The organism is Bradyrhizobium sp. LA6.1, assembly GCF_040547805.1.
Classification (GTDB): Bacteria; Pseudomonadota; Alphaproteobacteria; order Rhizobiales; family Xanthobacteraceae; genus Bradyrhizobium; species Bradyrhizobium barranii.
Map to the genome: position 1 here is coordinate 141,968 of NZ_JBEPQK010000021.1, position 13,989 is coordinate 155,956.

The 13,989-nt window shown below is 66.0% G+C and carries 9 protein-coding genes; 5 read left to right on the top strand and 4 right to left on the bottom strand.

Annotation, left to right across the window (positions count from 1 at the left end; translation table 11 throughout):
- Positions 1 to 179: 179 nt before the first annotated feature.
- Positions 180 to 1,517: an MFS transporter gene (locus ABIB99_RS37010; RefSeq protein WP_063979969.1), complete on the bottom strand. Its 1,338-nt coding sequence runs from the start codon at positions 1,515 to 1,517 to the stop codon at positions 180 to 182.
- Between the two features lie 146 nt (positions 1,518 to 1,663).
- On the opposite strand from ABIB99_RS37010, the gene ABIB99_RS37015 reads away from it, so the two are divergent.
- Genes ABIB99_RS37015 through ABIB99_RS37030 form a run of 4 tightly spaced genes read left to right on the top strand, consistent with a single transcriptional unit; the run spans position 1,664 to position 6,262 of the window.
- Entirely contained in the window at positions 1,664 to 2,317 is a 654-nt protein-coding gene (locus ABIB99_RS37015; protein ID WP_354180498.1) for an ABC transporter ATP-binding protein, read from the top strand.
- On the top strand, positions 2,314 to 4,776 hold the full coding sequence (locus ABIB99_RS37020; RefSeq protein WP_354180500.1) for an FtsX-like permease family protein: 2,463 nt from the start codon (positions 2,314 to 2,316) through the stop codon (positions 4,774 to 4,776). Before ABIB99_RS37015 ends, ABIB99_RS37020 begins: the two co-directional genes overlap by 4 nt.
- Entirely contained in the window at positions 4,766 to 5,848 is a 1,083-nt protein-coding gene (locus tag ABIB99_RS37025) for a lipocalin-like domain-containing protein (protein ID WP_354180502.1), read from the top strand. Before ABIB99_RS37020 ends, ABIB99_RS37025 begins: the two co-directional genes overlap by 11 nt.
- A 27-nt stretch (positions 5,849 to 5,875) precedes the next feature.
- Complete coding sequence (locus ABIB99_RS37030) at positions 5,876 to 6,262, top strand: MAPEG family protein (RefSeq protein WP_354180504.1); 387 nt, start codon at positions 5,876 to 5,878, stop codon at positions 6,260 to 6,262.
- A 207-nt stretch (positions 6,263 to 6,469) separates the two neighbouring features.
- On the opposite strand, the gene ABIB99_RS37035 is transcribed toward ABIB99_RS37030, so the two are convergent.
- From ABIB99_RS37035 to ABIB99_RS37045, 3 genes are all read right to left on the bottom strand, one after another.
- The gene (locus tag ABIB99_RS37035) at positions 6,470 to 7,663 is read right to left on the bottom strand and encodes an ABC transporter substrate-binding protein (RefSeq protein ID WP_063979973.1); all 1,194 of its coding nucleotides are present in this window, start codon (positions 7,661 to 7,663) and stop codon (positions 6,470 to 6,472) included.
- A 292-nt stretch (positions 7,664 to 7,955) separates the two neighbouring features.
- Complete coding sequence (locus ABIB99_RS37040) at positions 7,956 to 11,126, bottom strand: efflux RND transporter permease subunit (protein ID WP_354180507.1); 3,171 nt, start codon at positions 11,124 to 11,126, stop codon at positions 7,956 to 7,958.
- Positions 11,123 to 12,334, bottom strand: a complete 1,212-nt coding sequence (locus tag ABIB99_RS37045; RefSeq protein ID WP_063979975.1) for an efflux RND transporter periplasmic adaptor subunit — start codon at positions 12,332 to 12,334, stop codon at positions 11,123 to 11,125. Before ABIB99_RS37045 ends, ABIB99_RS37040 begins: the two co-directional genes overlap by 4 nt.
- 497 nt (positions 12,335 to 12,831) lie before the next feature.
- Here ABIB99_RS37045 and ABIB99_RS37050 point away from each other — a divergent pair, with 497 nt between their 5' ends.
- On the top strand, positions 12,832 to 13,986 hold the full coding sequence (locus tag ABIB99_RS37050; protein WP_354180509.1) for an iron-containing alcohol dehydrogenase: 1,155 nt from the start codon (positions 12,832 to 12,834) through the stop codon (positions 13,984 to 13,986).
- Positions 13,987 to 13,989: the final 3 nt, after the last annotated feature.

The following is a 13,989-nucleotide window of genomic DNA, read 5'->3' on the forward strand; positions in this document are numbered from 1 at the left end:
CGCTTACCCTCCCCTGGAGGGGGAGGGTCGCTACGCATGTAGCGAAGCGGAATGTGTAGCGGGGTGGGGTGACAGTCTCTCCACATCCAATAGTGCCCGAGCGGAGGGATCACCCCACCCCGCTCGCGCTGCGCGCGATCGACCCTCCCCCTCCAGGGGAGGGTAAGAAAGCGCGCCCCTTACGTCGGCGACACCGCGCCCTTCAGCGCCGCGGCCTGCGGGGCCGCACCGCGGGTCAGCCTGGCCTTTTCCGTGTTCGGCCAGAGCAGCATCAGACCGATGACGCCGGAGCCGACCATGACCACCGCGTTGATGGTGAAGCCGGTCAGGTAGCCGTCAACCATGTTGCCGGCGCGCTGGATCACGGTGCCCATCACGTTCGGCGCGATGATGCCCGACAGCGTGTACAGCGCGCCGTAGATCGCGATGACCGCGCCGCGCTGCGAGGCCGGGGTGAACTCGCCGAGCATCGGCGGGCAGACGACGTAGATCGCCCCGCACAAGCCGGAGCCGACGACGAGCAGCGCGATCTGCAGGCCAGCACCCTGCACATGCGCCATCATCGCCAGGATCAGGCCGCCGATGATCAGCGGCACCGAGCCGAGCACGCCGCGCGAGATGCGCGTCGTGTAGCCGCGCGCCATCATCACCTGCGAGACCCACCCCGTGAGGATGACGACGGTCGCGCCGAACACCCAGGGCAGGATCGAGACGTAGCCGGCCTGGCTCTGCGAGAAGCCCAGGCCCTTGACGATGAAGGGCGTGAACCAGGTGAGGCCGAGCGACAGCGCCCAATAGGCGCCGAAGGTCGCGATCACGCAGCCGAGGAAGGTGCGCGAGGTCAGAAGCTGCACATAGGGGATTTTCGGCTCGGTGACGGCGAGAACCTGCGTATCCTCGAGCGGGCCTTCCTTGCCGAACGTCAGCCAGGCGCAGACCCAGAGCAGGCCGACGACGCCAAGCGCGCCGAAGGCGTAGTGCCAGGAGTGATTGACGATGACCCAGTTCAACGCCGGCACGGCCAGGATGACGCCGAAGGCCGAGCCTTGCGACAGGATCGCGGTCGGCAGCGTGCGCTTCTCGTCGGGGAACCATTTGTAGATGGCGTGGGCTGCGACCGAGAAGGCAGGTCCTTCGCCAGCGCCCAGCACGATGCGGCAGATCAGGAGCGTGGTGAACGAGACGGTGCCCACCATCGGGAACTGCGCCAGCGCCCAGATCACCGCCAGCGTCAGCAGCACCCAGCGCGTCGGCACCTTGTTGACGATGAAGCCGACCACGATGGCCGAGATCGAGAACAGGAAGAAGAACGAGGAGCCGAGCAGGCCGAATTGCTCGGCATCGAGCTTCAGGTCGGTCATGATCGGCACGCCGGCGAGACCGACGACGATCTTGTCCGCGAAGTTCACCACCATGAAGAGAAAGAGGAGAAAAGTGACGGTCCAGGCGCCCTTCGGCGTTGCCTTGGTTTCCCCTGCCGTCCTGCCCGCAACGTCGGGCGTTCCCTGAGCGCTCATCAATCTCCCCGTATGTCTTTTTGTCGGCACGTTTTTGATTTGGCCGTTTTGGGAGCTAACAACGGCTTCAAGGCCAACGCAACCCCGGCATTTCCACGGCAAGTGTGCTACGCAGCATTGAGTTAATTCCGTCCGGCGCATTGACCTTGCTGAGCATCCGAAACCTCTCAAAGACCTTCTCCTCGGCCGGCGAGCCGGTCCATGTGCTGCGTGGCGTCGACCTCGACCTCAAGGCCGGCGAGCGCGTCGCGCTGACCGGCGAGTCCGGCAGCGGCAAGAGCACGCTGCTGCACCTGATCGCGGGTCTGGATGCCGCTGACGACGGCTCGATCCGGCTTGAGGGTACCGAGGTCACTGAGCTCTCCGATGCGGGGCGCGCGGGGCTGCGGCGCGACCGGATCGGCCTGGTTTTTCAGCAGTACAATTTGATCCCGAGCCTGTCGGTCGCGGACAATCTCGCCTTCCAGGCGCGGATCGCCGGCCGTCACGATGCGGCATGGACCAGGGAGCTGGTCGAACGGCTCGGGCTCGACGGCCTGCTCAAGCGATATCCAGAGCAATTGTCAGGCGGCCAGCAGCAGCGGGTCGCGATCGGCCGGGCGCTGGCGACAAAGCCATCACTGCTGCTCGCGGACGAGCCGACCGGCAATCTCGACGAGGATACCGCCGACGACGTGCTGGCGCTGACGCGCGACCTCGTCACGCGCACCGGCTGCGGCTTCCTGATGGTGACGCACAGCCTGCATCTGGCCGGCACGCTCGACCGCCACGTGACCTTGCACGCGGGGCGGATCGCATGAGGCGCGCGCTGTGGGTCCTCGCGGTGCTGCTGAGCCATTGGCGACGGCACAAGATGCAGTTCGCGACGCTGCTGATCGGGCTGATCGCGGCGACCGCACTGTGGAGCGGCGTGCAGGCGATCAATCAGCAGGCCCGCAATGCCTATGACCGCGCGGCAGCGACGTTCGGCGGCGTGCGCACGGCGATGCTGGTGGCGCCTGATGCGGCGACCTTTTCGCAGGAGCTGTTCATAAAACTCCGCCGCGCGGGCTGGCCGGTCTCGCCCGTGCTGGAAGGCCGCGTCCAGGTCAACGGGCGTTCGGTGCGGCTGCTCGGCATCGAGCCGGTGACGATGCCGGCCGACGTCGGTAACGCCCCGCGCCTCGGCGCCCCGGATTTGAGCAGTTTCGTTGCGCCGCCCGGCCAGACATTGGTGGCGCGGGAGACGCTGAGCGATCTGCAGGAACAGGAAGGCGCGGCACCGCCGATCAGCAGCGGCGCAAAGCTGCCGCCGTTGCGCGTGCTGCCGCAGCTCGTGTCCGGCGTGCTCGTCGTCGACATCGGCGTCGCGCAGCGGCTGCTGAACAAGCCGGGCCAGGTGTCGCGGCTTTTGATCGGCAAGCCGAAGGGCAAGCCGGCGCCGCTGGCCAGCATCGTCGGCGAGCAGTTGCAGCGGGTCGAGCCGAATGCGGAGACGGAGCTGGAGCGCCTCACCGACAGCTTCCATCTCAACCTGACCGCCTTCGGCCTGCTGTCGTTCTTCGTCGGTCTCTTCATCGTCAACTCCGCCGTCGGCCTCGCCTTCGAGCAGCGGCTGCCGATGCTGCGCACGTTGCGGGCCTGCGGTGCCTCGGCGCGGCTGGTCAACACGGTGCTGGTGGTCGAGCTGGTGGCGCTGGCGCTGGTCGCCGGACTGATCGGGCTCGTCTGCGGCTATTTCATCGCGGCCGCGCTGTTGCCCGATGTCGCGGCGTCGCTGCGCGGGCTCTATGGCGCGCAGATCCCGGGACAGCTCACATTGCGCTCCGAATGGTGGCTTGCCGGTATCGGCATCAGCATTGCGGGTGCACTCGTGGCCGCGGCGACCAGCCTGATCAAGGCGATCAGGATGCCGGTGCTGGCGACCGCGCAGCCGTACGCCTGGCAGCAGCGGCAACGCCGCTGGCTCGTCCTGCAGAGCATTGCGGCCTGCGCCGTGTTCGCGGTCGCGCTGTTGCTCCTGCACTACGGGCAATCGCTGATTGCGGGATTCGGCGTGCTGGCCGCATTGATGTTCGGTGCGGCGCTGATCCTGCCGGCATTCCTCGAAATCATCCTGCTCGTGGGCCAGCGCTGGGCGAAGGGGCCGCTCGCGCTGTGGTTCTGGGCGGACAGCCGGCAACAGCTCTCCGGCTTGTCGCTGGCCCTGATGGCGCTGCTGCTCGCGCTGGCCGTCAATGTCGGGGTGTCCACCATGGTGGAGACCTTCAGCCGTACCTTCGTTGGCTGGCTCAACGGCCGGCTTGCCGCCGACGTCTACATCAGCGCCTCCGACAATGCGCAAGGCGTCGCGATCCGGAGCTGGCTGAAGGAGCGCAGCGACGTGCAGGCGATCCTGTCAGGCGGACGCGCCGACACGCAGGTTCAGGGCCAGCCGGTCGAGTTGCTCGGCCTGCCCGATCACGCGCTCTATCGCGAACGTTGGCCACTGCTGGAGACCGCCCCGCGCGCCTGGACCCAGCTCGTGCCGGGCAATGCCGCCTTCATCAGCGAGCAGCTGAGCCGCCGTCTCAACGTCCGCGTCGGCGATGTCATCGAGGTGCCGGCGCCGGGCGGCACCTGGGAGCTCGACATCGCCGGCATCTATGCCGATTACGGCAACCCCAAGGGGCAGCTCGCCGTCAACGTCGCGGCGCTGATCCGGCACTTTCCGCAGACGCCGCAGACGCGGATCGGGCTGATCGTCGCGAAGGAAAATATCCCCGGCCTGATCGCGGCGTTGCAGAAGCAATTCGCGCTCGACGACCGCAGCGTCGCGGATCAGGCAACAGTGAAGGCGGAATCGATCCGCATCTTCAACCGCACCTTTGCAGTGACATCAGCGCTCAATGCCTTCACGCTAGGCGTTGCCGGCATTGCGCTCTTGACCAGCCTGCTGACGCTCGCAAATTCCCGCCTGCCGCAGCTTGCGCCACTCTGGGCGATCGGCGTCACGCGGCCGCGCCTTGCCGCGATCGAATTGACCAAGACATTGTCGGTTGCGCTGTTCACCTCCCTGCTGGCCGTGCCGCTCGGATTGCTGGTGGCGTGGTGCCTGATCGCGATCGTCAATGTGAAGGCGTTCGGCTGGCGGCTGCCGTTCCACGTGTTTCCGCTGCAGCTGGTGGAGCTGGTCGCGGTCGCGCTGATCGCTTCGCTGCTTGCCGCGCTGTTGCCGATGATCCGACTGGCGCGGATGCAGCCGGCGAGCCTCGTCAAGGTGTTTGCCAATGAGCGCTGATAAAATCACGCGGCGCGCGTTTGCCGGCGGCATCGCCGCACTCGCGGCTGGCCGCCGCGCTGGCGCGCAAGGTTATGCCGGGCTCGGCGAGACCGCCGACGGCTTTGCGAAGGTGACGCCGGGAAAGACGTTCAGCTTCCCGGCCGATCACGGCCCGCATCCGGAGTTCCGCATCGAATGGTGGTATCTCACCGCGAACCTCGTCGATGGCAGCGGCGCGGCGTGCGGCCTGCAATGGACGCTGTTCCGCCAGGCGACGCAGCCGGGCCCGCAAGGAGAGGGCTGGGCCAATCAGCAGATCTGGATGGCGCATGCGGCGGTGACGCGCGCTGATACTCACCGCTTCAGCGAGGTGTTTGCACGCGGCGGCATTGGACAGGCCGGCGTCACCGCAAAGCCATTTGCGGCGTGGATTGACGATTGGGAGATGAAGGGTTTTGAGCGCACCGACGATCGCGCCCTGGCACCGCTGGCGCTGAAAGCATCGGGCACCGACTTCAGCTACGCGCTGACGTTAGAGGCCGATCGACCGGTGGTGTTGCAAGGTGATCACGGTTACAGCCGCAAGTCCGAGCGCGGACAGGCGTCCTACTATTACAGCCAGCCGTTCTACCGAGCTCGCGGCAGCCTCACGATCGACGACAAATCCGTCGATGTCTCGGGCCAGGCCTGGATGGACCGCGAGTGGAGCAGCCAGCCGCTCGATGCCGACCAGACCGGCTGGGACTGGCTGTCGCTACATCTCGCATCCGGCGACAAGCTGATGCTGTACCGGCTGCGGCAGAAGGACGGCCAGGAGTATCCGTTCGGCAACTGGATCAGCGCCGCGGGTGACACGCAGATGATCGCGGGTGGCGATATCCAGATGAGTCCGAAAGCGACCGCCGAGATCGCGGGGCGCAAGCTGCCGGTGGAATGGCAGATCGCGATCCCCTCACGATCGCTCTCGATTGCCTGCAAGCCGCTTAACCCAAAAGCCTGGATGGGGACCGGCTTCTCCTATTGGGAAGGGCCGATCAGCTTTGCCGGCACGCATGACGGCGTTGGCTATCTCGAGCTGACCGGCTATTGAAGCGCGACCTCCGCAAAAGGATCTGCGATGTATCATCTCACCGCCCTCGTCACGCTGCTGGCGATCGCATTCTACATGTTCACCTGCATCAACGTCTCGCGCGCGCGCACCAAGACCGGGGTCAAGGTGCCGGCGATCTCGGGCCACCCGGATTTCGAGCGCGCCTTCCGCATCCAGGCGAACACGCTGGAATGGATGCCGGTCTTCCTGCCGGCGCTCTGGCTGTTCGCGATCTATATCGGCGACGCCATTGCGGCCGGAATCGGCGCGGTCTGGATCATCGGCCGCATCGTCTACTTCATCGGCTATTCGAAGGCGGCGGCAAAGCGCGGCCCGGGCTTTGCGATCCAGGGCATCGCAGCGATCGCGCTGTGGGCGGGGGCATTGGGGGCGGTGGTGTTGCGGATCGTGTGAGGCGGGGCGGCGACCACAAACTCCGTCGTCGTCCCGGACAAGCGCAGCGAAGCGGAGCGCCGATCCGGGACCCATACCCACAGGGAATGGTTTGGCGAAGGCTCGGAGTGGGCATCTCGCACCACACTTCTCCCTGGGGTTATGGGTCCCCGCGTTCGCGGGGACGACAGCCAGGGTGTGGCGCCAGCGTTGCCCCCTTGCGCCTCGCTACTTCGTCAGCGGGCAGCCGCTGTCCTTGGCGGCGAAGAACGCCTTGTCGCCGGGGACGGTTGCAAGCAGCTTGTAATAGTCCCACGGCTTCTTCGACTCCGACGGCTTCTTGACCTCGAACAGATACATGTCGTGGACCATGCGGCCGTTCTCGAGCACCTTGCCGCCCTGCGCAAAGTCGTCGTCGACCGGCAGCTCCTTCAGCTTCTTGGCGACCGCGTCGGGGTCCTTGGTGCCGGCGGCCTTGACCGCCTTGAGATAGCTCAGCGTCGCCGAATAGGTGCCGGCCTGGATCATGTTCGGCATCCGGCTGGTGCGCTTGAAGAAGCGTTCGCCGAAATGGCGGGTGCGGTCGTTGAGGTCCCAGTAGTAGCCCTCGGTCAGCACCAGGCCTTGCGCGGCCTGCAGGCCGAGACCGTTCACCTCGGCGAGCGTCATCAGGAGGCCGGCAAGCTTCTGGCCGCCGGAGACGATGCCGAACTCGGCCGCCTGCTTGATCGAGTTGGTGGTGTCGAGGCCGGCATTGGCGAGGCCGACGATCTTCGCCTTCGAGCTCTGCGCCTGGAGCAGGAAGGAGGAGAAGTCCGACGAGTTGAGCGGCACGCGGACCGAGCCGGCCACCTTGCCGCCATTGGCGGTGACGATCTCGCTGGTGTCCTTCTCCAGCGCGTAGCCGAAGGCATAGTCGGCAGTGAGGAAAAACCAGGTGTCGCCGCCGGCTTTCGTCAGCGCGCCGCCGGTGCCGACGCCGAGCGCACGGGTGTCATAGGCCCAGTGGAAGCCGTAGGGCTGGCAGGCATCGCCGGTGAGGCGCGAGGTCGCGGCGCCGACGACGATGTCGATCTTCTTCTTCTCCTTGGAGAGCTCGTGGATCGCGAGCGCGACCGAGGAGGTCGTCAGCTCCGTGATCATGTCCACGTTCTCGACGTCGTACCAGCGCCGCGCGATCGACGTGGCGAGATCCGGCTTGTTCTGGTGATCGGCGGTGACCATCTCGATCTTCTGGCCAAGCACTTCGCCGCCGAAATCCTCGATCGCCATCTTGGCGGCTTCGACCGAGTATTTGCCGCCGTAGTCGGCATAGACGCCGGACTGATCGTTGAGAATGCCGATCTTGACGCCTTGCGCAAAGGCCGGCGCAGCGAGCAACAGAGCAGACGTTGCGACAGCGGCCAAAAGTGCTGATTTCATATGTTGGCTCCCAGCAGTTTTCTGTTTTGAAATCGCGCGGATACTAGTGAAGAACCCCGCGCCTGCCCATCCATTTCGGCGTAGGCCGTTAGTATGGGATTCTGCGCGCCAACCACCGCTGTCGTCCCGGGGCGCGCGTAGCGCGAGCCCGGGACCCATAACCACAGGGAGAAGCTTTGCGAAGGCTCGGAGTTACCTGTCTCGCGCCGCAATTTCCCCCTGGGGGTATGGGTCCCCGCTTACGCGGGGACGACAGCGAGGGTGTGGATACGCCAGTGGCCACCCGCAACAACTAAGAAGCCACCACCTCCGGCTTCTTCCCCTCGTTCCGCCCTTCCGCCAGGTTCCGCACCACCACATAGAAGATCGGGGTGAACAGCAGGCCGAACAGGGTGACGCCGATCATGCCGAAGAACACGGCAACGCCGACCGCCTGCCGCATCTCCGAGCCGGAGCCGGACGATATCACCAGCGGCAGCACGCCGAGGATGAAGGCGAAGGAGGTCATCAGGATCGGCCGCAGGCGCAGGCGGCAGGCATCGATCACCGCCTCCAGCCGCGGCTTGCCTTCTTTCTCGATGTCGCGTGCGAACTCGACGATCAGGATCGCGTTCTTTGCAGCTAACCCCACCAGAACGACGAATCCGATCTGGGTGAGGATGTTGACGTCCTGCCCCATGATGCGCACGCCGATGGTGGCGGCCAACAGGCACATCGGTACGATCAGGATCACCGCGAACGGCAGCGTCCAGCTGCCATATTGCGCGGCGAGCACGAGATAGACGAACAGCACGCAGATCGGGAACACGAGCAGGCCCGCGTTGCCGCCGGTGACCTGCTGGTAGGAGAGATCGGTCCATTCGAAGGTGAAGCCGCTCGGCAAGATGTCGTCCGCGAGCTTCTTGATGGTGTTGAGCGCGGTGGTCGAGCTGGTGCCCGGCGCCGGCTCGCCTTGGAGCTCGGACGCAGCATAGAGATTGTAGCGCGCGACGCGGTCGGGGCCGGAGACGTCCTTGAACTCGACCACGCTGCCCAGCATCACCATGTCGCCGGAGGCGTTGCGCGTGCGCAGGCGCGAGAGGTCGCTGGGCTCTTTTCGGAACGGGAAGTCAGCCTGCGCGGTGACGTGATAGGTGCGGCCGAACAGGTTGAAGTCGTTGACGTAGGTCGATCCGAAGTAGGTCTGGATCGTGTCGTTGATGCTGGCGATGGGCACGCCGAGCTTCTGCGCCTTGGTGCGGTCGATGTCGACGAAGAGCTGCGGCGTGTTGGCCGAGAACGGGGAGAAAACCGTGGGGCCGAGCAGCAACGGCGATTTGCGCGCCGCGGCGACAAGCTCGTCGGTGGCCGCGGCGAGCAGCTCAGGCCCGCGGCCCTGGCGGTCCTGGATGCGGATGGTGAAGCCGCCGCCGGTGCCGATGCCGGGCACGGCCGGCGGCGGAATCACGATGATGAAGGCGCCCTGGATCGCGGACAGGCGCTTACGCAGTTCGACCGTGATGGCGTTCGCAGACAATCCCTTCTTCATCCGCGCCTCGGGATCGTCGAAAACCGGGAACAGCGCCGCAGCATTGCCCGCCTGCGTGCGGGTGGCGCCCGAGAAGCCGGCGAAGGCGGCGACGCGGACGATGCCGGGCGTGTCCAGCGAGATCCGCTCGATCTCGCGCACGACTTCGGTGGTGCGCGCCAGCGACGCCGCGCCCGGCAATTGCACGGAGATGATGACGTAGCCGCGATCCTGCGCGGGAATGAAGCCCTGCGGCGTGGTCGCGATCAGCCAGCCGGCGCTGCCGATCAGCACGACATAGATCAGGATCATCACCACCGAATGGCGGATCACGAAATTGGCGAGGCCGGCATAACCATGCGAGAGCCGGTCGAACACGCGGTTGAAGACGCCGGTGAACGCATTCCAGCCACGCGCGAGGAGATTCCAGGCGGCAGGCGGTCGCTTCTCTGCGTGCGGCGTGAGGATCATCGAAGCCAGCGCCGGCGACAGCGTCAGCGAGCAGAAGCAGGAGATCGCGGTCGCCACCGCGATGGTGACGGCGAATTGCTGGAAGAACTGCCCGGAGATGCCGCCAATGAATGCGGTCGGCACGAACACGGCGCAGAGCACCAGCGCGATCGAGACCAGCGCGCCGCCGACCTCCTCCATGGTCTTCAGCGCCGCATCGCGCCGACTTAAGCCGTGCTCGAGATGGCGCTCCACATTCTCCACCACCACGATGGCGTCGTCGACCACGATGCCAACCGCAAGCACGAGGCCGAACAAGGTGAGGTTGTTGATGGAGAAGCCGAGCGCCGCCATCACCGCGAAGGTGCCGACCAGCGAGACAGGGATCGCGATGATCGGAATGATCGCGGGCCGCCAGCCTTGCAGGAACACCAGCACCACGATAACCACGAGCAGCATGGCCTCATAGATGGTCTTGATCAGCTCGTGGACGGACTGCGCGATAAACTCGGTCGGATTGTAGCCGATATTGTAGTCGAGGCCTTTCGGAAAGCTCTCCTTGAGCTTCACCATGGTGTCGGAGATACTCTTTGCCGTCGCGAGCGCGTTCGATCCCGGCCGCTGCGTCACCAGCATGGCAACCGCCGACTTGCGCAACAGGAAGCTGTTGGTGGAGTAGGCGAGAGCACCAAGCTCGATGCGGGCGACGTCGCGCAGCCGCACCGTGCGGCCGTCGGAGCCGGCCTTGATCAGGATGTCCTCGAACTGCTTCTGGTCCTTCAGGCGCCCGGTGAAAACGAGGTTTGGCTGGAAGGCCCGGTCGGCGATCGGCGGTTCGGCGATCTGGCCGCCCGCGATCTGGACGTTCTGGGCACGGATCGCCGCCAGCACCTCGGTCGAGGTCAGGCCGAGATTGGCGATACGATCAGGGTCGAGCCAGAGCCGCATCGAATAGTCGCGTGCGCCGAAGATCTGGATATCGCCGACGCCGTCGATCCGGAGCAGCTGGTCACGGACCTGGAGCAGCGCGTAATTGGAGATGTAGAGCTGGTCGAACGTATCGTCCGGCGACAGCATGAACACGACCATCAGGATGTCGGGCGAGTTCTTGCGCGTGACGACGCCGTTGCGCTGCACTTCGTCCGGCAGCTGCGGCTGTGCGATCGCGACGCGGTTCTGGACCAGCACCTGCGCCTTGTCGAGGTCGGTGCCGAGCTTGAAGGTGACGGTGATCGTCAATTGCCCATTCGAGGTCGCCTGGCTGTAGAGATACAGCATGTCCTCGACGCCGTTGATCTGCTGCTCGATCGGAGCTGCGACCGTGTCGGACACGGTCTGCGCCGAGGCGCCGGGATATTGCGTGGTGACGACGACGGTCGGCGGCACCACTTGCGGATATTCGGAGACCGGCAGCGTCGTATAGGCGAGCGCGCCGACGATCAGCAGCACGATCGACAGCACCATCGCCAGGATGGGCTGGTTGATGGAGAGACGGCCAAGGTTCATGACTTGTCACCGGACTTGGCCGGCGCTGGCGCGGGAGACGGAGCGACCTTGGCGCCGACGCGGGCGCGCTGGATGCCGTTGACGATGACGCGGTCCTCCGCCTTCAGCCCCTCGCGGATCACGCGCAGACCCTCATCGAGCGGACCGAGCACCACGGGGCGCGCCTCGACGGTGTCGTCCGGCTTCACGACGAACACGATCTTGCGGGACTGGTCGGTCGCGACCGCGACGTCGGGAATCAGCAGCGCCTCATAGGGCGCGCTGCCGATCAGCCGGACGCGGCCGAACTGGCCCGGCAGGATCGAGAGATCGGTGTTCTTGATCACGGCGCGGCTGCGCAGTGTGCCGGTGGAGACATCGAGGCGGTTGTCGAGGAAGTTGATGGTGCCCTCATGCGACGGCTTCGTCTCGCCGGCGAGCGTCACCTGCACCGGGTTCGCGGTGTCGCGCGAGCTCGGGCGGCGGCCTTCGAACCACAGCTTGCTGTATTTGATGAAGGTCGCTTCATCCATGTCGAAATAGACGTAGATCGGATCGAGCGCGACGATCGAGGTGAGCAGCGTCGAGGTGCCGGTATCGCTGCCCTGCACGAGATTGCCGGGGCTGACGAGATGGCGGCTGACGCGGCCGGTGAGCGGCGCGGTCACATGGGTGAACTCGATATTGAGCCGGGCGGCCTTCAGCGCGCCTGCGGCCTGCGTCTCCGCGGCATGCGCCGCCTGCAAGGCCTGGCGACGCTGGTCGACGGCCTGCTCGGAGACCGCGCTGGTCTGGACCAGGTTCAGGCCACGGTCGAGCTCGCGCTTGGCAAGCTCCACCTTGGCACGCGCGTCGGACAACTGGCCGTCCGCCTGCTCGGCCACCGCCTCGAACGGGCGCGGGTCGATGACGTAGAGCAGGTCGCCCTGATGCACGATCGCGCCGTCCTGGAACTCGACGGAGTTGACGAAGCCGCCGACACGGGGGCGCACCTGCACCTCCTCGACCGCCTCGAAGCGGCCGGTGAACTCGTCCCAATCGGTCACGGTGCGCTTGACCGGCTGGGCAACGGTCACCGGCGGCGGCGGTGGGGCGGCGGCCTGCGAGGCCGGTTGTCCGCAACCAGTGAGAGCGAACGTCGCGGCGAGGAGCCCGGCAATTGCGCAAAGTCGAGGTAGGACGAAATCGTGCGTTTTGACAAAATGCTCGTTTCGGTCCGGTCCGCTCATCCCAAGTCCCTCGCACATTTGCCGCAGCAAAAGCAGCGTACTCGCCTACCCGCGGGCGACACAAGATGGGTTTCAATGATGAAATCTTCAAGACGAAAGCGCGCGCAACGTTTGGGAGGATGCCCTAGCGGGATGACGGGTTGACAGCGAGAGAGATGATGACAAGCGGCAGCTGATGCGCGTCGGCGTAAGGTCAGCAATCAAGACGCGGCGCTCGCCACCCTCCCCTGGAGGGGTCCGGGACGAGCGTAGCTCGCCCGTGGGTCGGCTCATGTTGAGCGAAGCCAGACATGAGACGGGGTGGGGTGACGGTCTCTCCGCGTTGAGCAGTGCCCGTGTTGAGAGATCACCCCACCCCGCTCGCGCTACGCGCGATCGACCCTCCCCCTCCAGGGGAGGGTAAGAAGGCCGCTAGCGTCTTCGCACATGACGGACACCGTCCGCTCGGCTAGATTACTCCCAGAAAAACAAAGCCGAATTGTCCTGGGAGGACAGGCGTGCACCAGGGACGTGTCGTTTACGGCGCGATCGAGGAGGTCGTGTTCGGCCATCCCGCGGCCGAGGCCGTCGTTGCGCAGATGGACCGGCTGGGGACGCGCCGCGCCTTCCTGATGGTCTCGGGCACGCTGAACCGTCAGACCGACGAAATCGCGAAGATCAAACAGGCGCTCGGCGCGCGTTGCGCCGGCCTGTTCGACGCCATGCCGGCGCACACACCGCGCGAGGCGGTGATCGCGGCGACCAATGCCGCACGCGAAGTGAACGCCGACCTGATCGTCACCGTGGGCGGCGGCTCGATCACCGACGGCGCCAAGGCGGTGCAGCTCTGCCTTGCCAACGGCATCGACGACGTCGAGGGCATCGAGCGCATTCGCGTCCACAAGGGCGTCGCGCCCGAGATGACCGCCCCTGACGTGCGGCAGATCAGCGTGCCGACCACGATCGCCGGCGGCGAGTTCAGCGCGATCGCCGGCGTCACCGACCGCGCCACGCATGTAAAGCAGATGCTGCGGCATCCGCTCACGGTGCCGCGCGCGACCATCCTCGATCCCGCCATCACCGTGCACACGCCGGAATGGCTGTTTCTCTCCACCGGCATCCGCGCCGTCGACCATTGCGTCGAGGCGATCTGCTCGCGCGAGACGCACCCTTATGCCGACGCGCAGTCGGTGAAGGGCCTCGCCATGCTCGCCGACGCGCTGCCGCGGGTGAAGGCCGACCCTGCCGACCTCGACGCCCGCATGGATGCGCAGATCGGCACCTGGCTGTCGATGGGCGCGCTCGCCGCCGGCGTGCCGATGGGTGCGAGCCACGGCATTGGCTATGTGCTGGGTGCGGCCTTCGACGTGCCGCATGGCTACACCTCCTGCATCATGTTGCCGGCGGTGATGCGCTGGAATGCGCGCGACAATTCCGAGCGCCAGATGATCGTCGCCGCCGCGATGGGTTTTCCCGGCCACAACGCCGGCGACGTGCTCGACGCCTTCATCCGCTCGCTCGGCATGCCGCGCAGCCTCGCCGACGTCCGCGTCTCGCCTGAGCATTTCGACGCCATCGCCGAACAGGCGATGCGCACGAACTGGATCCCGCGCAACCCGCGCAAGATCGGCGGCCCCGCCGACATTCGCGAAATCCTGCTTCTCGCCGCATAATTT

Bases quoted from the DNA above. Each gene is read 5' to 3' on its own strand.
- ABIB99_RS37010 (WP_063979969.1), bottom strand. From the start codon at position 1,517: ATGAGCGCTCAGGGAACGCCCGACGTTGCGGGCAGGACGGCAGGGGAA.
- ABIB99_RS37020 (WP_354180500.1), top strand. From the start codon at position 2,314: ATGAGGCGCGCGCTGTGGGTCCTCGCGGTGCTGCTGAGCCATTGGCGA.
- ABIB99_RS37025 (WP_354180502.1), top strand. From the start codon at position 4,766: ATGAGCGCTGATAAAATCACGCGGCGCGCGTTTGCCGGCGGCATCGCC.
- ABIB99_RS37030 (WP_354180504.1), top strand. From the start codon at position 5,876: ATGTATCATCTCACCGCCCTCGTCACGCTGCTGGCGATCGCATTCTAC.
- ABIB99_RS37035 (WP_063979973.1), bottom strand. From the start codon at position 7,663: ATGAAATCAGCACTTTTGGCCGCTGTCGCAACGTCTGCTCTGTTGCTC.
- ABIB99_RS37040 (WP_354180507.1), bottom strand. From the start codon at position 11,126: ATGAACCTTGGCCGTCTCTCCATCAACCAGCCCATCCTGGCGATGGTG.
- ABIB99_RS37045 (WP_063979975.1), bottom strand. From the start codon at position 12,334: ATGAGCGGACCGGACCGAAACGAGCATTTTGTCAAAACGCACGATTTC.